This window comes from Streptomyces sp. NPDC005263 (assembly GCF_042872365.1).
GTDB lineage: Bacteria > Actinomycetota > Actinomycetes > Streptomycetales > Streptomycetaceae > Streptomyces.
In genome coordinates, this window is record NZ_JBIAKJ010000008.1 from 339,309 (window position 1) to 358,255 (window position 18,947).

General features: G+C 71.4%; 13 protein-coding genes. 7 read left to right on the forward strand and 6 right to left on the reverse strand.

Annotation, left to right across the window (positions count from 1 at the left end; genetic code table 11):
* Positions 1 to 102: 102 nt before the first annotated feature.
* Complete coding sequence (locus ACFYRY_RS32505) at positions 103 to 852, forward strand: SDR family oxidoreductase (protein WP_389153665.1); 750 nt, start codon at positions 103 to 105, stop codon at positions 850 to 852.
* A 127-nt stretch (positions 853 to 979) separates the two neighbouring features.
* Here ACFYRY_RS32505 and alc read toward each other — a convergent pair whose 3' ends face one another.
* A complete protein-coding gene (alc, locus tag ACFYRY_RS32510; protein WP_389153668.1) occupies positions 980 to 2,095 on the reverse strand; it encodes an allantoicase in 1,116 nt (371 codons plus the stop codon).
* 103 nt (positions 2,096 to 2,198) lie between these two features.
* Positions 2,199 to 3,542, reverse strand: a complete 1,344-nt coding sequence (gene allB, locus ACFYRY_RS32515) for an allantoinase AllB (protein ID WP_389153671.1) — start codon at positions 3,540 to 3,542, stop codon at positions 2,199 to 2,201.
* A gap of 250 nt (positions 3,543 to 3,792) precedes the next feature.
* On the opposite strand from allB, the gene ACFYRY_RS32520 reads away from it, so the two are divergent.
* A complete protein-coding gene (locus tag ACFYRY_RS32520; protein WP_389153675.1) occupies positions 3,793 to 4,590 on the forward strand; it encodes an IclR family transcriptional regulator in 798 nt (265 codons plus the stop codon).
* Positions 4,591 to 4,636: 46 nt separating this feature from the next.
* Here ACFYRY_RS32520 and ACFYRY_RS32525 read toward each other — a convergent pair whose 3' ends face one another.
* The gene (locus ACFYRY_RS32525; RefSeq protein ID WP_389153678.1) at positions 4,637 to 4,951 is read right to left on the reverse strand and encodes a DUF5955 family protein; all 315 of its coding nucleotides are present in this window, start codon (positions 4,949 to 4,951) and stop codon (positions 4,637 to 4,639) included.
* A gap of 190 nt (positions 4,952 to 5,141) precedes the next feature.
* On the opposite strand from ACFYRY_RS32525, the gene ACFYRY_RS32530 reads away from it, so the two are divergent.
* Both ACFYRY_RS32530 and aceB read left to right on the forward strand, forming a co-directional pair.
* On the forward strand, positions 5,142 to 5,741 hold the full coding sequence (locus tag ACFYRY_RS32530) for an NTP transferase domain-containing protein (protein WP_389153680.1): 600 nt from the start codon (positions 5,142 to 5,144) through the stop codon (positions 5,739 to 5,741).
* Between the two features lie 186 nt (positions 5,742 to 5,927).
* Positions 5,928 to 7,562 carry a malate synthase A gene (gene aceB / locus ACFYRY_RS32535; protein WP_389153682.1) on the forward strand — a complete coding sequence of 545 codons (1,635 nt, stop codon included), beginning with the start codon at positions 5,928 to 5,930 and terminating at the stop codon, positions 7,560 to 7,562.
* A 146-nt stretch (positions 7,563 to 7,708) separates the two neighbouring features.
* Here aceB and ACFYRY_RS32540 read toward each other — a convergent pair whose 3' ends face one another.
* Positions 7,709 to 8,623, reverse strand: coding sequence for a HipA family kinase (locus ACFYRY_RS32540; protein ID WP_389153685.1), 915 nt, complete (start codon positions 8,621 to 8,623; stop codon positions 7,709 to 7,711).
* A 237-nt stretch (positions 8,624 to 8,860) separates the two neighbouring features.
* Complete coding sequence (locus ACFYRY_RS32545) at positions 8,861 to 10,693, reverse strand: SpoIIE family protein phosphatase (RefSeq protein ID WP_389153688.1); 1,833 nt, start codon at positions 10,691 to 10,693, stop codon at positions 8,861 to 8,863.
* A gap of 137 nt (positions 10,694 to 10,830) precedes the next feature.
* On the opposite strand from ACFYRY_RS32545, the gene ACFYRY_RS32550 reads away from it, so the two are divergent.
* Together ACFYRY_RS32550 and ACFYRY_RS32555 are read left to right on the forward strand one after the other, a co-directional pair.
* A complete protein-coding gene (locus tag ACFYRY_RS32550) occupies positions 10,831 to 15,186 on the forward strand; it encodes a HAMP domain-containing protein (protein ID WP_389153691.1) in 4,356 nt (1,451 codons plus the stop codon).
* On the forward strand, positions 15,183 to 15,779 hold the full coding sequence (locus ACFYRY_RS32555) for a two-component system response regulator (protein ID WP_389153694.1): 597 nt from the start codon (positions 15,183 to 15,185) through the stop codon (positions 15,777 to 15,779). Before ACFYRY_RS32550 ends, ACFYRY_RS32555 begins: the two co-directional genes overlap by 4 nt.
* A gap of 5 nt (positions 15,780 to 15,784) precedes the next feature.
* On the opposite strand, the gene ACFYRY_RS32560 is transcribed toward ACFYRY_RS32555, so the two are convergent.
* Positions 15,785 to 17,326, reverse strand: a complete 1,542-nt coding sequence (locus tag ACFYRY_RS32560; protein ID WP_389153934.1) for an IucA/IucC family protein — start codon at positions 17,324 to 17,326, stop codon at positions 15,785 to 15,787.
* A 92-nt stretch (positions 17,327 to 17,418) separates the two neighbouring features.
* Here ACFYRY_RS32560 and ACFYRY_RS32565 point away from each other — a divergent pair, with 92 nt between their 5' ends.
* The gene (locus tag ACFYRY_RS32565; RefSeq protein ID WP_389153696.1) at positions 17,419 to 18,936 is read left to right on the forward strand and encodes an IucA/IucC family protein; all 1,518 of its coding nucleotides are present in this window, start codon (positions 17,419 to 17,421) and stop codon (positions 18,934 to 18,936) included.
* Positions 18,937 to 18,947 lie beyond the last annotated feature (11 nt).

The window sequence follows — 18,947 nt, forward strand, 5'->3', positions numbered from 1 at the left end:
CGTTCCGGTGGCTCCGGGGGGTGCCGTCGATTTGCTCCGGGGGCTGACGTCGATGTCCGTTCGCCGCCGGTCCTGCCGGGCGGGGGCGGCTGAGATGGACCTATGACGACGAAGAACGGATCTCTGAACGGCAAGGTGGCTCTGGTGACCGGCGGCAGCCGGGGTATCGGCGCGGCGACGGCCCTGCGGCTGGCCCAGGACGGCGCGGACGTGGCCGTCACCTACGTGAGCGGCAAGGAGGCGGCCGAGGATGTCGTACGGGCCGTGCGGGCGCTGGGACGGCGGGCGGTGGCGCTGCGGGCGGACTCCGCGGTCGCGGAGGAGGCGGCGGGCGCCGCGGAGCGGGCGGCGGAGGCGCTCGACGGACGACTGGACGTGTTGGTGAACAACGCGGGGGTCGGGCTTCTGGGACCCCTGGAGAGCCTGTCGGTCGGTGAGGTGGACCGGTTGCTGGCCGTGAATGTGCGCGGGGTCTTCCTGACGTCCCAGGCGGCCGCGGCCCTGATGGGCGCGGGAGGCCGGATCATCACCATCGGTACGTGCATGTCACAGCGGGTTCCGGGGCCCGGTGGGACGCTCTACGCGATGAGCAAGTCCGCGTTGATCGGGCTCACGAAGGCGCTGGCCAGGGAGCTGGGGGCGCGGGGGATCACCGCGAACATCGTGCACCCGGGGCCGATCGACACGGACATGAATCCGGCGGACGGGCCGCATGCGCGGGGGCAGGCGGCGATGACGGCGCTGGGGCGGTTCGGGACCGCCGCGGAAGTGGCGGGGACGGTGGCGTATCTGGCGGGGGCGGACTATGTGACCGGGGGTGAGTTCTCGGTGGACGGGGGGCATGCGGCGTGAGGGTCGGGGGTTTTGGGGGGCTTTTCGCCCCCGCCGCCCCTGCCCCTCCCGACCCTGGGGGCTGCCGCCCCCAGACCCCCGCTTCGGCCCTGAACGGGCCTCGTCCTCAAACGCCGGACGGGCTGTCTCAGCCGCCCAGCTCCTGATGGCGGGCCGTCAGGGTGGACCTGCCCTCTTCCGTCAGGGAGCCGAACAGGCGCAGCCGGGAGATGCCGCCGTCGGGATAGATGTCCACGCGCGCGTGCGTGCCGACGGCCGGGGCCGGGAGGACGAAGCGGTGGTTGGTGTCGGGCTGGAGGCGGGTGCGCGGGAGGATCTGGGTCCATTCGCCTTCCTCGCCGTCCCGGACCGAGACGGACGCCCAGCCCGCGCTGTTGCCCTTCAGGTACGCCGTGTCGATCTCGAGCGCCCGGATCTGCGACCGGGCCACCAGCCGGTAGCGGATCCAGTCGTGGCCCTGGTCGCGGCGGCGGCGTGTCTCCCAGCCGTCGTCCATCTTCCGGGAACGGCCCGGCTGGATGGTGTTGGACGCCGGCGAGTAGAAGAGGTTGGAGGCGTCCTCGGCCCGGCCGCCGTTCTCCAGCGCGACCACGTCGAAGGTGCCCAGGACCTCCAGCCACTTCGGGTCGGGTACGACCTCGCCGTACGCCCGCAGCCGCGCGATGCCGCCGTCGGGGTGCTGGTTGACGCGCAGGTGGGTGAAGCACTGCTCGACCGATACGGCGAAACCGTTCGCCGCGTGGCCGCCCACCGGCGTGCGCGGGACGAGCGTCGTCCACTTCACGTCGTCCCCGAGGAGTTGTGCCGGGGACGGGCACCCCGGCACCGACGTTCCCTCGACCGACACCGCCTGCGGGTAGTTGCCGCGGAAGTGGGCGGTGTCGACGACGATGCCGCGGATCACGCCCGGCGCGCCGAGGCGGACCAGCGCCCAGTCGTGGTCCTCGGCCGTCGGCCACGGGTGGTCGGCCGAGGCGCCCCGGCGGCGCCTGGTCTCCCAGCCGTCCATGATCTTGCCCTTGTGCCCGAAGTGTTCGGGGTCGAACTCGGCGGGGCCGGGCAGGAGCAGGTTCTCCCGCTGGGCGAAGAACTCGTCGTTGGCGGCGATGACTCCGGCGCCGAGCTGTCGGTCGGCGAGGTTGGTGTACTGGGTGAAGGGGAACGCGGCGGTGCGGTAGTCCGCGTACGGATCACCGCCTCCGTAGGGGTTCGCGTCGCCGGTGAAACTCTCAATCGCCGTCACGGTGATCAGGTCTGCCTTTCGGAGTCGGCCGCCGCGGGTGCGGATCGGGATGCGGAGACAACGGGGAGTCTGAGAGGGGCCGCGGCTGGGCGGGGCCTGCGGTTCAGGGGGTCGGGGTTCGGGTGAGCAGGCGCCCCTTCGGCTCGGTGAACTCGCCGTCGGCGACGACGCGTTCGCCGCGCAGCCAGGTGGACCTCACCACGCCGTGCAGGGTTCTGCCCGCGTACGCCGTCACGCGGTTGCGGTGCTGCAGGGCGGCGGGGTCCACGGTGAAGGTGTCGTCGGGCGCGAGGACCGCGAAGTCGGCGTCCCGGCCCGCCTCGATGGCTCCCTTCTGCCGCAGGCCCACCAGGTCGGCCGTCCGCGTGGACATCCAGCGGACCACGTCCTCCAGGCCGTGCCCGCGTCTGCGCGCCTCGGTCCACACCGCGGCAAGGCTCAACTGGAGGCCGGAGATGCCGCCCCAGGCGGTGGCGAAGTCGTCGGTCTTCAGGTCGGCCGTGGACGGGGAGTGGTCCGTGACCACGCAGTCGATGGTGCCGTCCGCCAGCGCCTGCCACAGCAGGTCCTGGTTCGCCGACTCGCGTATCGGCGGGCAGCACTTGAACTCGCTGGCGCCGTCCGGTACTTCCTCGGCGGTCAGGGTGAGGTAGTGCGGGCAGGTCTCGACGGTGACGCAGACTCCGTCGGCCTTGGCCGCGGCGATCAGCGGCAGCGCGTCGGACGAGGACAGGTGGAGGACGTGCACCCGCGCGTCCAGGCGCTTCGCCTCGGCGATGAGCTGGGCGATCGCGGTGTCCTCGGCGTCGCGTGGCCGGGATGCCAGGAAGTCGGCGTACCGGGGGCCGCCGTGCTGCGGGGCGGCGTCCAGGCGGTGCGGGTCCTCCGCGTGCACGATCAGCAGGCCGCCGAAGGACGCGATCCGGGCCAGGGACCGGGCGAGTTCAGGTCGGCCGAGGTGCGGGAACTCGTCCACGCCGGACGGCGACAGGAACGCCTTGAAGCCGAAGACACCGGCGTCGTGCAGCGGGCGCAGGTCGTCGACGTTGTCGGGCAGGGCTCCGCCCCAGAAGCCGACGTCGATGTGCGCCTTGTCGGCGGCCACCTCCCGCTTCATACGGAGATGGTCGACGGTGGTCGTCGGCGGGAGGGAGTTGAGCGGCATGTCGACGAGGGTGGTGATGCCGCCGGCGGCCGCGGCGCGGGTGGCGGTCCAGAAGCCCTCCCAGTCGGTGCGGCCGGGGTCGTTGACATGGACGTGGGTGTCGACCAGGCCTGGCAGCAGGACGTCGTCGCCGAGGTCCTCCAGACGGGCGCTCTCGGGCACGAGAGCGTCGTACGGCAGGACCGCGGTGATCGTCCCGGCGGCGACCGCGACCGAGGCGGCGCGCGTCCCCTCCGGGGTGATGACACGTGTCGAGCGCAACACCAGTTCTATGTCGGACACCCGGGCCTCTTTCGCTCCGCTGTTCACTGCCACGTAACACAATTCAACGTTCTGTTGAAGAAGTCTTCACTCCCGCCCCTGAGCCGTCAAGGGCACACTTCCGCACGGGGCGGCGGCGCGCCCGGTCTGGACGTTTCCACAAAGTGGAAATAGGATTCCAGCAAGCAGAACGTAGCTAGGTACAAGCAGTGAGTCAACCGACCGGCGGGTAGGATTCTGCTCTTCCCGCCTGCGCCGAAAGGAACGCGCCGTGCCGACGTCCAGCGCCAGCACCACCGACTCCGCGAAGTCCGCCAGCGGCGGAGTCCAGTCCCTCGAGCGCGCCTTCGATCTGCTCGAGCGGATGGCGGACGCGGGCGGCGAGGTGGGCCTGAGTGAGCTCTCCGCGAGCAGCGGGCTGCCACTGCCGACCATCCACCGGCTCATGCGCACCCTCGTGGTCTGCGGGTACGTCCGCCAGCAGACCAACCGCCGCTACGCGCTCGGCCCGCGCCTGATCCGGCTGGGCGAGTCCGCCTCCCGCCTGCTGGGCACCTGGGCGCGCCCCTACCTCGCCCGCCTGGTCGAGGAGACCGGCGAGACGGCGAACATGGCACTGCTGGACGGGGACGAGATCGTCTACGTGGCGCAGGTGCCGTCCAAGCACTCGATGCGCATGTTCACCGAGGTGGGCCGCAGGGTGCTGCCGCACTCGACCGGCGTCGGCAAGGCACTGCTCGCCAACACCCCGGACGGCGAGGTGCGCGCCCTCCTGGCCCGCACCGGCATGCCGGCCGCCACCGAGAAGACGATCACCACGCCGGACGGCTTCCTCGCGGCACTGGAGGACGTGCGGCGCCAGGGCTACGCGGTGGACGACAACGAGCAGGAGATCGGCGTCCGCTGCCTCGCGGTCTCGGTACCCAACTCCCCCACCGCCGCAGCCATCTCGATCTCGGGCCCGGCCGGCCGGGTCACGGAGGCGACGACGGACACGATCGTGCCCGTGCTGCAGCAGGTGGCGTCGGAGCTGTCGGAGGCCCTGGCGAGCTCGACGCCGCCCGCCTGAGCATCCCGCCGGCCCGGTGAGGGCGGCACAAGGCCCGCCGTCGGAGTCAGCGGCGCGGCGGCTCTCCGAAGAGGTCCACCGCGCGGCGCACCTCCGACAGCCACGGAGCCAATGCGCTCATGGACCCGATCGCCCCGGCGATCAGCAGCAACGACCGGCGCAGGCAAGGGATCTCGGGGGTGCCGTCGATCGTCATCGCGGCGAGGGCGGCGAGTTCGTCCTCCGCGATGGCCCGGTCGGGGAACTCGGCTGGATACGCGGCGAGTTCGCGGCGCAGCCGGGAGACCGCGGCCCGCAGCCCCGCCACTGTGAGATCCTCGTCGCCGCCGGCCACCGGTCTCTGTCCCAAACTCCGCAACACAGCCGTCCCCCTAGCACGCCGTAGTGCGCCCGCTCACTCCCGTCCCACCGGGCACTACCCTTGGGCGCTGGTCGGGCGCCGGGGGACGCGGGTCAGTAAACGCCACCCGACGGCGGATGCGCCACCGTCAGGACCGAAATTCAGCCCTTCGGAACCCGGCGTACGCCTGGGCGTCAGGTATGCAGGACGCATGACGGAGAACGAACAGCGGCCGGTCGGCCTGCTCCTGGCGGCCGGGGGCGGACGGCGACTCGGCGGGCGGCCCAAGGCCCTGCTGCCGTACCGGGGGCGACCCCTCGTCGAGTACGTGGTCGGCGAGCTGCGCGCGGCCGGCTGCACCCGTGTCCACGTGGTCCTCGGGGCCGCTGCCACCGCCGTACGGGAACGGGCGGAGCTCGGTGACTGCCTGCTCGTGGAGAACCCCGACTGGGCCGACGGGATGGGCTCGTCGCTGCGGGCCGGACTCGGCTCGCTCGCCGGTACGGGGGCGCGGGCCGCGCTGGTCTCGCTCGTCGACCAGCCCGGCATCGGGGCGGCGGCGATGGCCCGGGTGCTCGCCGCCGGACGGGACGAGACGTCACTGGCCTCGGCCGCCTATGAGGGGGCGCGTGGACACCCCGTCCTGCTCGGCGCCGCCCACTGGCCGGGCGTCATGTCCGGTGCGACCGGCGACCAGGGGGCGCGCGCCTATCTGAAGGCGCACGCGGAGGCGATCACGCTGGTCGAGTGCGGGGACGTGGCGAGGCCGTTCGACATCGACACCGTCGCGGACCTCAAGCACCTGGAGTGAACGTCCGGCACCGAGCGCCACCTTGCGTCGGCGCAAAGAGTCTTGATATCAACAAACCATTGAAATTCCACGATGAGGAAACTAGTATCCATTTTCCAGAAGCATCCGGTCCCTCCTCCGGGTGTTCCTCGCCCCACCCGGGTCGCCCGGCACCCGGTGCCAAGCTCGCTGAAGGAAGTGACAGCCATGTCCGCACCAGCGCCGTCCCCGCTGGCCATCGTCGACGCCGAGCCCCTGCCCCGGCAGGAGGAGGTCCTCACCGAGGGGGCCCTCGCCTTCGTGGCCGCACTGCACCGCCGGTTCACGTCCCGGCGTGACGAGCTGCTCGCCCGGCGCGCCGAGCGCCGCGCCGAGATCGCCCGTACCTCCACGCTCGACTTCCTCCCGGAGACGGCCGCGATCCGTGCGGACGACTCCTGGAAGGTGGCCCCCTCCCCGGCCGCCCTCGACGACCGGCGGGTCGAGATCACCGGCCCCACCGACCGCAAGATGACCATCAACGCCCTCAACTCGGGCGCCCGGGTCTGGCTCGCGGACTTCGAGGACGCCTCCGCGCCGACCTGGGAGAACGTCGTCCTCGGCCAGCGCAACCTGATCGACGCGTACACCCGGAACATCGACTTCACGGACCCGGGGTCGGGCAAGTCGTACGCCCTGAAGGACGACAGCGAGCTCGCCACCGTCGTCATGCGTCCGCGCGGCTGGCACCTGAACGAACGTCACCTCGTCGACGCCGACGGCACCCAGGTCCCCGGCGCCCTCGTCGACTTCGGGCTGTACTTCTTCCACAACGCCCAGCGCCTGCTCGACCTCGGCAGGGGCCCGTACTTCTACCTCCCGAAGACGGAGTCGCACCTTGAGGCCCGCCTCTGGAACGACGTCTTCGTCTTCGCGCAGGACTACGTGGGCGTCCCGCAGGGCAGCGTCCGCGCGACCGTCCTGATCGAGACGATCACGGCCGCGTACGAGATGGAGGAGATCCTCTACGAACTCCGCGACCACGCCTCCGGGTTGAACGCGGGCCGCTGGGACTACCTGTTCTCCATCGTCAAGAACTTCCGTGACGGCGGCGCCAAGTTCGTCCTCCCGGACCGCAACGCCGTGACGATGACCGCCCCGTTCATGCGGGCGTACACCGAACTCCTCGTCCATACCTGCCACAAGCGCGGCGCGCACGCGATCGGCGGCATGGCGGCGTTCATCCCGTCCCGCCGGGACGCCGAGGTCAACAAGGTCGCCTTCGAGAAGGTCCGCGCCGACAAGGACCGTGAGGCGGGCGACGGCTTCGACGGCTCCTGGGTCGCCCACCCCGACCTGGTCCCGATCGCCATGGAGTCCTTCGACAAGGTCCTCGGCGACCGGCCCCACCAGAAGGACCGGCTCCGCGAGGACGTCCACGTCGAGGCGGCCGACCTGATCGCCGTCGACTCGCTGGACGCCAGGCCGACGTACGACGGTCTCGTCAACGCCGTCCAGGTCGGCATCCGTTACATCGAGGCCTGGCTGCGCGGGCTCGGCGCGGTCGCCATCTTCAACCTCATGGAGGACGCGGCGACCGCCGAGATCTCCCGCTCGCAGATCTGGCAGTGGATCAACGCGGGCGTCGAGTTCGAGCACGCCGGGACCACGGTGAAGGCCACGCCGGAACTGGCCCGCGAGGTCGCCGCCGAGGAGCTGCGGAACATCCGCGCGGAACTCGGCGAGGAGGCCTTCGCGGCCGGTCACTGGCAGCAGGCTCACGACCTGCTCCTCGAGGTCGCCCTCGACGAGGACTACGCGGACTTCCTGACCCTGCCGGCCTACGAGCAGCTCAGGGGCTGACGCTCACGCGGGTGTGTCCGAGTGGCCCAGCGGCTTCCCCGGGGCCACTCGGTCGCGTATCGCCCGCTTCACGGCGGTCGGCTGAGGGAGGCCCCTGCTCCCTGTGCCGTACTCGATCCCGACCCGCTGGGCATCCGGCCGCGCCGTCATCCCAGGTGCACCGACCAGTCCTGCTCCGCGGCCGGTTCGCCGTGCAGGTCGGGGACCCGTTTGAGCCAGTTCGGCCGTCCTTGCTGGGTCCTCGCCGCCCGCTGGGCCTCCTCGGCGGCGCGTTCCTCCCGGGTGGGAAAGCCGGTGGGCAGCCACGCGGCGGAGGCCCGCACCCGCGCGTGCAGATAGTCGACGTACGCCTCGCGGACCTCGTCCGGGGTCCGGGAACCCGCCTCGTCGGCCAGCCAGGCGTCCGGGACCTCGGCGGTGATCGCCCGCAGCAGATCCCGGGTGACCTTGGGCGCGAGCTCCGCGTCGGCGGCCCGCACGTCGGGCGCGCTGTGACCGAGCGCGTGGTGGCGGAAGTCGTACGCCTTCTCGGGGTCCGCGCCGTCCCAGCGGTGGTGGAAGACGAGCGCGGCGCCGTGGTCGATCAGCCACAACCGTGCGGGCGCGATCCTGAGGGTCGGCCAGACCATCAGGTTGGAGCTGTGGACCGTACGGTCGACGTTGACGGTCAGCGCGTCCAGCCAGACGATCCGGCCCGCCTCCAGCGGGTCGACGGGGAAGGTCTGGGCGATCTCCGGGGTGAAGTCCTTGGCACCGGGGAGGTAGTCCATGCCCAGGTTGAGTCCCGCGCTCGCGCCGTGCAGCTCCCGCACCTCCTGGTGGGGCTCGCTGTCGGCGATCGCCGGATCGAATTCCACCAGGACCAGCTCGGGGAACCGCAGTCCCAGGGCGCGCGCCAGCTCACCCACGATCACCTCGGCGACCAGCGCCTTCGTGCCCTGCGCGGAGCCGGTGAACTTGACGACGTAGGTGCCGAGGTCGTCGGCCTCGACGACGCCGGGCACGGAGCCGCCGGACCGCAGGGGCGCGACATAACGGGTCGCGGTGACCGTCCTCAGCATGGTCCTGGGCCAGACACCTCAGGAGCTGCGGCTGCCATGCTCATCTCCCTGCCTCCCGAGCCGTCCGTCGATGACCGTGCGCCCCTCGCACCCGGCCTCGGGCATGAAGTGTGCATAGTAACCGGGTGTTTCCACCGGCGAGCCGACGAGCCACCGCGCACCGCCTCCCGGTGATCCCACCGCCAGGGCTCCCGAGGCCGTGCTGCTGAGCGGCACCGCGGTGACGTCACGGCAGCGTCAACCGATCGCCGCCGCCACCGTTCTGGCGCTCCTGGGCACCGGCACCGCCTCCAGCACCAGTACGGCGAGGTCGTCCTCGATCGGCTCGGAGCTGAAGTCGTGAACGGCTCGCCGGACACATTCCGCGACGGCCTTCGCGCCGAGTCCCGCGCATCCGCGCAGCACCTCCGCCAGGCCGTCGTCGTCGTCCAACTGCCGCGTGCCCCTGCGGCGTTCGGTTACCCCGTCGGTCACGCACAGCAGCGACTCGCCGGGCGCCAGGGTGAGGGAGTTGGCGTGGAACTCGGCTTGCTCCTCGATGCCGAGCAGCATCTGCGAGTCCGCGGCCGGCGTCACCGCGCCGTCCGCCGCCAGCCGCAACGGGGGCGGGTGCCCGGCGCAGGCCATGGTGCACCGTGCGCCGCCGGCGACCGAGTCGGGCTCCAGCTCCCCGTACAGCAGGCTCAGGAACCGGGAGCCCTCCCGCTCGCCGCGGAGTGCCATGGCCTCGGCGACCTCCTCCGCCATGGCGTGGTTCAGCCGGTTGAGCAGCGACTCGACGCCGTGACCCTCACGTGCCAGCACCCGCACGAGGTGCCGGACCAGGCCGGTGACGGACATCGCCTCCACGTCGTGGCCGCTCACGTCGCCGAGCAGGAAGCACCACCGGCGGTCTTTGATCGGGAACAGGTCGTAGAAGTCCCCGCCGACGGTCTGGCCCTCACCCCAGGGCTCGTAGACGATCGCTGTGTCGACGCCCGGAATGGTGGCGAGGGAGGTGGGCAGCTGTCGGCGCTGGAGCGTCCGGCTGATGCTCGCCTGCCGTGTGTAGTGGCGGGCGGTGACCACCGCCTGCGCCATGCGCCGGGCCACGTCCTCCGCGAGACGGACCACGGCGTCCGTCAGCTGCGGCAGCCCCACCTGGCCGATCAGCAGGGTGCCGTGGTACATACCGCCCGCGACCAGGGGGAACGCCAGCGCCGAACCGGCCGTGTTCCCGGCGCCTTGCGACGCGGGCCAGGGCCATGAGACACCGGTCGTGCTCAGCCCGGCGGGCGGACGGTCCTGCTCCAGAACGTGGCGGAGCGCGCGGATCTCGCGTTCGTCCGTGTGCCAGACATGTGAGAGCCGCATCTCGGCACTGTCCGTGGTCAGCCATACGCCGGACCAGTCGGCGAGTCTGGGGACCAGGAGCTGTCCGGCGAGCGCCGCGACCATGTCCTCGTCCAGCTGCCCGGCGAGGAGTTCTCCGGCCTCGGCCAGGAACGACTGTCCGGCGCGCTCGGCCCATTCGGAGCTGCGGGCCGTGCTCTCGCGCGGCAGGACGGACGCGGGGACGGACGGCCCGCTGCGGGGGGCCTCGGCGAGAGGACCGGCCAGGCCCTGCTCCGCGGTGGTGAGCGGGGACACCGTCGCGCACTCCAGACGGAACCAGGTGACCGTCCGGGTGAGCCGGTAGGTCACCCCCCAGGAGTCGGCCAGGGCGCGCATCAGCTGTCGCCCATGGCCGCGCAGGCTGCTCGGTACGTCGTCGCCGTCGACGAGGCTGCCGGAGGAGCCGCGCTCCACCACCTCGACCACGACACCCACACCTTCAGCGTCGGCCTCGGACCGCGCGGAACCGTCCGGGAGGCCAGGACCGGCCTCGATGCGGCAGGCCACCTCGACCTCGAACCCGGATTGCGCGACAGCGCTGGTGACCAGCTCACTGACGAGAAGCACGGCGTCGTCGACGGACCGGTCACTGATCGTCGGCGCCCCGGGCGACTGCCGTGCGGTCCGCTCGGCGAGCACGGCACGCAGGAACTTGCGGGCCGCCGAGGCCGCGAGCTCGTTGGCCGGTACGCGCATCCGAGCAGCCGCCGCGCGCGGATCAGGGGACGACCCCACTGGCGAACCCCCTGCCAAGATCTAGCTGCCGACGAATACAGGTCGAATGTAGCCTAAATGGGAAGCAATCGTGTGTTTGTCCTGAAATGTGTGGCGTCATGGAACCTCACCACGAGTCCGAACTCGCTTCCCCCGGGCCCGACTTCCGGGAGCGCGAGCCCGCCGGAACCGGCCCCGAGAGCTCAGGGCGGCCCGCTTCCCCCCGGGACGGCGAGTGGGTACGCGTGGCCGAACTGCGTCCGCTGCTCGCCGCCATGAACTCTCTGTGTGACGGGGACTTCACCGTACGCATGGGAAACCTGCCCGAAGGTGTCCTCGCCGACATCGCGGGGGTGTTCAACCGGGTCATGACGCGCAACGCACACCTGGCCGCGGAGCTCGAGCGGGTGCGCCGGGAGGTGGTCCGGCCGGGCCGGCTGGACGAACGGCTCACGGCGAGTCCCGGACCGGGAGGGTGGACGACGAGCGTGGATGCGGCGAACGCCCTGCTGGAAGCGCTGGCCGTCCCGATCGTGGACGTCACGCGCGTCCTCGATGCCGTCGCGGACGGTGATCTGACGCAGCGCGCCGAGCTGCACGACGGCAGACGCCCGCTCCACGGCGATCTACGGCGCCTGGGCAGCGGGGTGAACCGCATGGTGGAGCAGCTGTCGCTGTTCACCGGCGAGCTGACCCGCGTCGCCCGGGAGGTCGGCACCGAGGGCCGTCTCGGCGGCCGTGCCACGCTGGAGGGGTTGACCGGCGACTGGCGCTACGTGACCGAGGCGGTCAACACGATGGCCTCCCGGCTGACCGCGCAGGTGCGCGACATCGCGGTGGTGACCACGGCGGTCGCGCGCGGCGACCTGACCCGGCAGGTCACGGTGGAGGCGACCGGAGAGCTGCTGGAGCTGAAGCTCACCGTGAACACGATGGTCGACCAGCTGCGCGCGTTCGCCGACGAGGTCACCCGGGTCGCGCGCGAGGTCGGCACGGAGGGGCAGCTGGGCGGCCGGGCCCAGGTACCGGGGGTGTCCGGGGTGTGGAAGGACCTCACCGACAACGTCAACTTCATGGCGTCGAACCTGACCTCGCAGGTACGCAACATCGCCCAGGTCACCACCGCCGTCGCCACCGGCGACCTGAGCCAGAAGATCGCGGTGGACGCCCGGGGCGAGATCCTGCAGCTCAAGAGCACCGTGAACACGATGGTCGACCAGCTGTCGGCGTTCGCGGGCGAGGTGACCCGTGTCGCCCGTGAGGTCGGCACCGAGGGGCGGCTCGGTGGCCGGGCGCAGGTCCGCGGGGTGTCCGGGGTGTGGAAGGACCTCACGGAGAACGTCAACTTCATGGCGGACAACCTCACCTCGCAGGTGCGCAACATCGCCCAGGTGGCCACGGCCGTCGCCCAGGGCGACCTAGGCAAGACGATCACCGTGGAGGCGAAGGGCGAGATCCTGGAGCTGAAGTCGACGATCAACACGATGGTCGACCAGCTCTCCGCGTTCGCCGACGAGGTCACCCGCGTCGCCCGCGAGGTCGGCACCGAGGGCAACCTGGGCGGACAGGCGCAGGTCCGCGGGGTCTCCGGCGTGTGGAAGGAGCTGACCGACAACGTCAACTTCATGGCGTCGAACCTGACCTCGCAGGTGCGCAACATCGCCCAGGTGACCACGTCGGTCGCCAACGGCGACCTGTCGAAGAAGATCACCGTCGACGCCCGCGGCGAGATCCTGCAGCTGAAGGACACCGTGAACACGATGGTCCAGCAGCTGCGCGCGTTCGCCGACGAGGTCACCCGGGTCGCGCGCGAGGTCGGCACGGAGGGATCACTGGGCGGCCGGGCCCAGGTCCGCGGGGTGTCCGGGGTGTGGAAGGACCTCACCGACAACGTCAACTTCATGGCCGACAACCTGACCTCGCAGGTGCGCAACATCGCCCAGGTGGCCACGGCCGTCGCCCAGGGCGACCTGTCGAAGAAGATCGACGTGGACGCGCGAGGCGAGATCCTGGAGCTGAAGACCACCATCAACACGATGGTCGACACGCTCTCCTCGTTCTCCTCCGAGGTCACCCGCGTGGCCCGGGAGGTCGGCAGTGAGGGGCAGCTGGGCGGTCAGGCCCGTGTCGAGGGCGTCTTCGGAACGTGGAAGCGGCTGACCACCAACGTCAACGAGCTGGCCCTGAACCTCACCACCCAGGTCCGGGCGATCGCCGAGGTGGCCGGTGCGGTCACCCAGGGCGACATGTCCCGCGCCATCACGGTCGAGGCACAGGGGGAGGTCGCCGAACTGCAGAACAACATCAACCTCATGGTCTCCAACCTCCGCGAGACCACGCGTGCCAAGGACTGGCTGGAGTCCAACCTCACCCGCATGGCCGGGCTCATGCAGGGCCACCGCGACCTGGTGGAGGTCGCCGACCTGATCCTGCGCGAGCTGACCCCGCTGGTGAACGCACACTTCGGTGCGTTCTTCCTGGCCGAGGCGGGAGCGCCGCCCGGCGAGGGTCTGCAGTTCATCGCCGGGTACGGCACCGACCAGGCCGACGGGCGGGGCCCACTCCCCGGCACCGGCACCCCGGGCCGCGGACTGATCGCACAGACGGCGCAGGAGAAGAAGCGCATCCTCATCATCGACGCCCCACCGGACTACATCACGATCAACTCGGGGCTCGGCACGGCCCGCCCGGCCAGCATCGTCATCCTGCCCATCATCTTCGAGGACCAGGTGCTCGGAGTGATCGAGCTGGCCTCGCTCAGCCGGTTCAGCGATGTGCACCTGGCCTTCGTCGACCAGTTCGTCAACACGATCGGCGTCTCGATCAACACGATCATCGCCAACTCGCGTACCGAGTCGCTGCTGTCGGAGTCACAGCGGCTCACCTCCCAGTTGCGTGAGCGGTCGGACGAACTCCAGCGTTCCAACGCCGAGTTGGAGGAGAAGGCAGCCCTGCTCGCGACCGCCTCCCAGTACAAGTCGGAGTTCCTCGCGAACATGTCGCACGAACTGCGCACGCCGCTCAACTCCCTGCTGATCCTGGCCCGGCTGCTCGCCGACAACCCCGACGGACACCTGGGCGAGCAGGAGGTGCAGTTCGCGACCACCATCCACCGCTCGGGTTCCGACCTGCTCCAGCTGATCAGCGACATCCTCGACCTGTCGAAGATCGAGGCCGGGCGGATGGACGTGCGTCCGAGGACACTCCCGCTGATCAAGCTGCTCGACTACGTCCACGCGACCTTCCGGCCGCTCACCATCGATCGTGGTCTGGGCTTCGAGATCGCGGTCGAGAAGGAGGTACCGGCGGAGTTGTACTCCGACGAGCAGCGCCTCCAGCAGGTGCTGCGCAACCTGCTGTCCAACGCGGTGAAGTTCACCCATGACGGCAGCGTGGAGTTGCGCGTCAACCGGGTGCCGGGAGAGCGGTTCGAGGAGGAGACGCTCAGGAACGCGGAAGCCGTCATCGCGTTCTCCGTGAAAGACACCGGGATCGGTATCGCCCCGGAGAAGCTTCCGCTGGTCTTCGAGGCGTTCCAGCAGTCCGAGGGCACCACCAACCGCAAGTACGGGGGCACCGGCCTCGGCCTGTCCATCAGCCGGGAGATCGCGGGGATGCTCGGCGGCAAGATCGTCGCCGAGAGCGAGCCGAATGTGGGGTCACGGTTCACGCTCTACATCCCCTCGTACCACCCCGGCGCCCTGGCCGCGCAGGGCACGCCGGACCTGCGCACCGTCGGCGTCGCGCCCGCGCTCGCTTCGGAGATCCAGGCGACGACGGACATCGGGGAGGACGCGTCACCCGAGCCGGCGCTCGACGACGGGAGGACGCTGGGCGCCGACGTCCTGGCTCCGGACCGCCCCGCGGACGACCAGAAGGGCAAGGCGACCACGGGGGCCGTCGAGAGCCGCGAGGACACCTGGCCGGAGACGACACGGCTCAAGGAATGGCTCACCGGGCGCCCCGGCCGTGTCCTGGCGGGCCGTCGCATCCTCATCGTCGATGACGACATCCGCAATGTCTTCGCCCTGACGCACGCGCTGGGACGGGTCGGTATGACCGTGCGGTACGCGGAGAACGGCCGGGAGGGCCTTGAGGTCCTGGAGCGGTCCCCCGAGGTGTCGCTGGTCCTGATGGACATCATGATGCCCGAGATGGACGGGTACGAGGCCATTCACACCATCCGGGGCACCCCTCGCCTCGCTCACCTGCCGATCATCGCGCTCACCGCCAAGGCGATGCCCGGGGACCGCGAAAGGGCGATCGACAGCGGCGCAAACGGCTACGTACCGAAGCCGGTGGACATGGACCGCCTGCTGGCGGTCATCTGTGATCTGCTCGACCCGCAGAGCGACTCCCCGGCACCGGCACGGGACCCCGGCGTCGCCGACGAACCGCCGGACTCGGACGAGGACGCCCACGATCCGCCGGACTCGGACGAGAACGCCCACGATCCGCCCGGAGGCACTCCATGAGCCCCAAGCCGGCCGAGACGGGCAGCATCCTCATCGTCGATGACATCGAGGAGAACCTCATCGCGTTCGAGGCGGTGCTCAGCCCGCTGCACCAGCACCTGGTCCGCGCACGCTCCGGGGAGCAGGCGCTGAAGGCGATGCTGCGCCAGGATTTCGCGGTCGTCCTGCTGGACGTCCGGATGCCCGGCATGGACGGCTTCGAGACCGCCGCCAACATCAAGCGCCTCGACCAGACCAAGCACGTGCCCATCATTCTGGTGACCGGCACCGAGAGCGCCGCTGAATACGCCTACAAGGGATACGCGATCGGAGCCGCCGACTTCATCGCCAAGCCCATCGACCCGTGGGTGCTGCGCACCAAGGTCAATGTCTTTCTCGATCTGCACCGTAAGAACCGACAGTTGGCGATGTACGCGGTGGCGGAGGACACGGCCCGGCTCACGGAGATCGCGGAGATCACCGAGCGGCTCGCCCAGATCGAGCTGCTGCTGCGCGACAGGCCGGACACCGACGCGGTCGGGCTCGCCGACCGCGTCGCGGAGGTGGAACGCGCCGTGGGAGCGCTTCTGCCTGGTCGTAGGGGGACCGAATAGACCGCTCACCCGGCGAGGGGGTTGGGCAGTGGTCGGTAGCGGGCGTCGGCGCCGTCCGCGCCGGTCCAGCGCAGCAGCAGGTTCGTCTTGCCGGGCAGGGTGGGCGAGGTGAGCAGGGCGGCGGCCTCCGGGAGGTCGTGCCGGGACAGCTCACGGCGGACGGCGGGCCAGGGATCCAGGCCGGGCGTCCGTTCGGCCAGGGCCGCGGCGATCTCCGCGAGGTGGTTGACGACCAGGCAGTACACGAGCCGCTCCCAGCCGGCCGCCCGGGACACCTCGGGCAGCAGCTTGACGCCCTCGGCGTCCCGGAACAGTGCCTGCACGGGTGTGCCGTCGGCGTCGACGGCGACCAGGGTGTTCTGCAGATGCGCTTCGAGTACGACGCCGTGGTCGCCGAAGGCCGTCAGAGCCGGGGGCACGACCTGGGCCAGGTAGGCCTCCCACCAGGCCGCCGGGTCCCGCGCCCCGTCGAGCGGGCTGCCCTCGAAGCCCTCCGCCAGCCCGGCGGCCAGCAGCGGGGTCGCGCCGGGCAGGAGGTGGCCGCGCAGTCCGTCGCGGACCAGCACGGCGAGTTCCTCGAAGGCGAAGGCCGCGGTCCGGTACCCCGTGTCGCTCAGCCAGGCCGCCGGTCCGTCGACCGCGGCGAGGGCCTCGCGTGCCGCCGTGTCCGTCCGGCGGAGCTTCAGCAGGTCGTGCCGCCACAGCCGGCGGATGTCGTTGGTGATGCGCACGTCGAGGCTGAACTTCAGGAAGAGGTCCCGGTCGGGGGCGTACACCGTGCGGATCGCGGCGGTCGGCCAGGTCTCGAACGGGGTCTCGCCCAGCCGGATCAGGCGGCCGTCCGCGAAGGCCGGGGCGAGGACGGGGGCGGCCAGGTCGAGCTGCCAGGGGTGGGCGGGCAGCAGCCGGTAGCCGGGCGGAGCCTGGCCGAGCGCGTCCAGGACCGAGGTGTCGCCCTCCTCGACGACCGTGTCCGCCCGCAGTCCGAGCAGGATCAGCGGGAAGCGGGCGTGCGCCTCGGGGGCGTAGGGCAGCCAGTCGGCGACGGGGCCGCCGCCGCGCGCCTTGGGAGCGGGGTGGTGGGGGTGGCCGGTGATGAGGGACTGCTCGGAGCGCAGGTAGGGGTCGTGCGGCGGGGCCACGCGGGCGCGGGCGGTGAGCAGCGCCGCGACCGCGTCCCGGCTGTCGATCATCTCGGTGGGCAGGTCGGGGTTGGACAGGCCGGTGTGCCGGACCAGTTCCTCCGCGACGAGTTTCACGAGTTCGGGGTGGTCGACGCGCCGCCAGCCGCCGTCCGCGTGGACCTCGGGTCCGGCGGGCCGCCGCCGTCCGTACACGCGCAGCAGTCTGCCGCCGGGCAGCCGGTACACGCGGCGGGCGTCCGGTGCGGCGGGCTCCTCGACGGGCTCGGCCACCTCCCGCAGCAGGCAGTTCAGCAGGGGCGCCGCCGCGTAGGCGTCGGCGCGGTCCGTGACATCGTCGACGTCGTCGCGCGGGGCAGCGGCGGCGTCGGGGTCGGGCGGGGGAAAGGGATCCACGCGTTCCACTCGTTCTCTACGGTCCGTTCGGGCGGCGATGATCAGTATGTCTGCCGTCACCACCTGCCGTGACATCCCATGCGTACCCGAGGAGCCCGCCCGTGCACAGTCCCCCCACCGCCGAGGCCGCGGTCGCCGAGGAGCTGGCCGTCGTACGCCCCGGCCTCGTGTCCCGGTACGCGGCCGAGCTGCCCGGGGCCCGGGCGGCCGTCCTGACCCGGTTGTGGCGTGCGCTCACCCATGAACCGCTCCCCTGGCTCACGGACCGCGCGGACGGTCCCGACGGGCTCACGCTGCGCCTGTCGGACGGCCGCCGGCTGCACGGCCCGCGTCCGGACCCGTACGCCACCGCCGGGTACGTCCGCGCCGTACGACTCGACGAGGTGGCGTACGACGATCCGGCGCGGCTGATGACCGACCTCGCCGTGGCGCACGGCAGCGACTTCGCCGTCGAGCTCGGCCACAGTGTCGCCTCGTTGGCGCTGTCCCGGGCCGGGGCGCCGGCGCCCTCGGCCACGTGGCCGGTGCACGACTGGGAGTGGGAGCGGCGGGTGGTCGACGGGCATCCGTATCACCCCGGTTGCCGTTCCCGGCCGGGGTTCTCGGTGGCCGAACAGCTCGCCTACGGGCCCGAGCACGGGCCGCTGGTGCGGCTGGGGCTGCTGCCGGTGACGGCAGGCGAGTGCCTGGTGACGGGTGACTGGCCGGACGAACTGCGGGACGGTGAGCGGCTGTTGGTGCCGACGCATCCCTGGCAGGCGGAGCATGTGCTGAAGCGGGCGTGCGACACCGGGATCGACGCGCGTCCGCTGATGTCCCTGCGCACGCTGGAGCTGCCGGGCGCGTTCGACGAGCCCTGCGGACCGCATGTGAAGACCGCGCTGAGCGCCCGGCTGACGTCGTCGGTGCGGGACATCTCCGTCACCTCCGTCGCGCTGTCCGCGACCCTGTCGGCGTTCGCGGAGACACTGGCCGCACGGCTGGACGGTCTGCTCCACATCACCCGCACCCTGGGCGCGGTCAGCGCCAACTCCCCCGACATCGCCGCGGTGTTGCGGGAGTCGCCGCGGGCGTACGCGGCCCCGGGCAGTGGTGAGCGTGTGGTGCCGGTGGCCGCGCTCTCCAGCACCGGGCTGTCCGACTCCCCCGCCTGGCTCGCCGACTTCACCCGTCTCGCGCTCACGGTGGGGCTGCGGCTGCTGGATCTTGGGGTGGCGCTGGAGGCGCACGGCCAGAACCTCCTGGTGGTGCTGTCCGCGAGCGGCGCGCCCGTGCGGTTGGTCTACCGGGACCTCGCCGACATCCGGGTGAGCCCGGCGCGGCTGGCCCGGCACGGCATCCCGGTCCCGGAGCTGACCGGACGCGTCGTCACCGACGACGTGACGGCCCTGCGCCGCAAGCTGTTCGGTTCGCTGGTGGCCGGTTCGCTCGCCGGTACGGCGGGGTCGGCGGCGGCGTTGCGGGGGGCGCTGGAGAGCGCCGTACCGGATCTGCCGCGCACGCCGGACCTCGTCGCACTCGTCGAAGAGCCGGTGCCCGCCAAGGCGTTGACGCTGATGCGGCTGTCGCCGGGGACGCCCGGGGACCAGTGGACCGGGCTGCCCAACCCGCTGCGCTGATCGGCCGTTTT

Coding starts and splice junctions, on each gene's coding strand:
- ACFYRY_RS32530 (WP_389153680.1), top strand. CDS start 5,142: ATGACGGAGAACGAACAGCGGCCGGTCGGCCTGCTCCTGGCGGCCGGG.
- ACFYRY_RS32505 (WP_389153665.1), top strand. CDS start 103: ATGACGACGAAGAACGGATCTCTGAACGGCAAGGTGGCTCTGGTGACC.
- ACFYRY_RS32550 (WP_389153691.1), top strand. CDS start 10,831: ATGGAACCTCACCACGAGTCCGAACTCGCTTCCCCCGGGCCCGACTTC.
- aceB (WP_389153682.1), top strand. CDS start 5,928: ATGTCCGCACCAGCGCCGTCCCCGCTGGCCATCGTCGACGCCGAGCCC.
- ACFYRY_RS32555 (WP_389153694.1), top strand. CDS start 15,183: ATGAGCCCCAAGCCGGCCGAGACGGGCAGCATCCTCATCGTCGATGAC.
- ACFYRY_RS32545 (WP_389153688.1), bottom strand. CDS start 10,693: ATGCGCGTACCGGCCAACGAGCTCGCGGCCTCGGCGGCCCGCAAGTTC.
- ACFYRY_RS32540 (WP_389153685.1), bottom strand. CDS start 8,623: ATGCTGAGGACGGTCACCGCGACCCGTTATGTCGCGCCCCTGCGGTCC.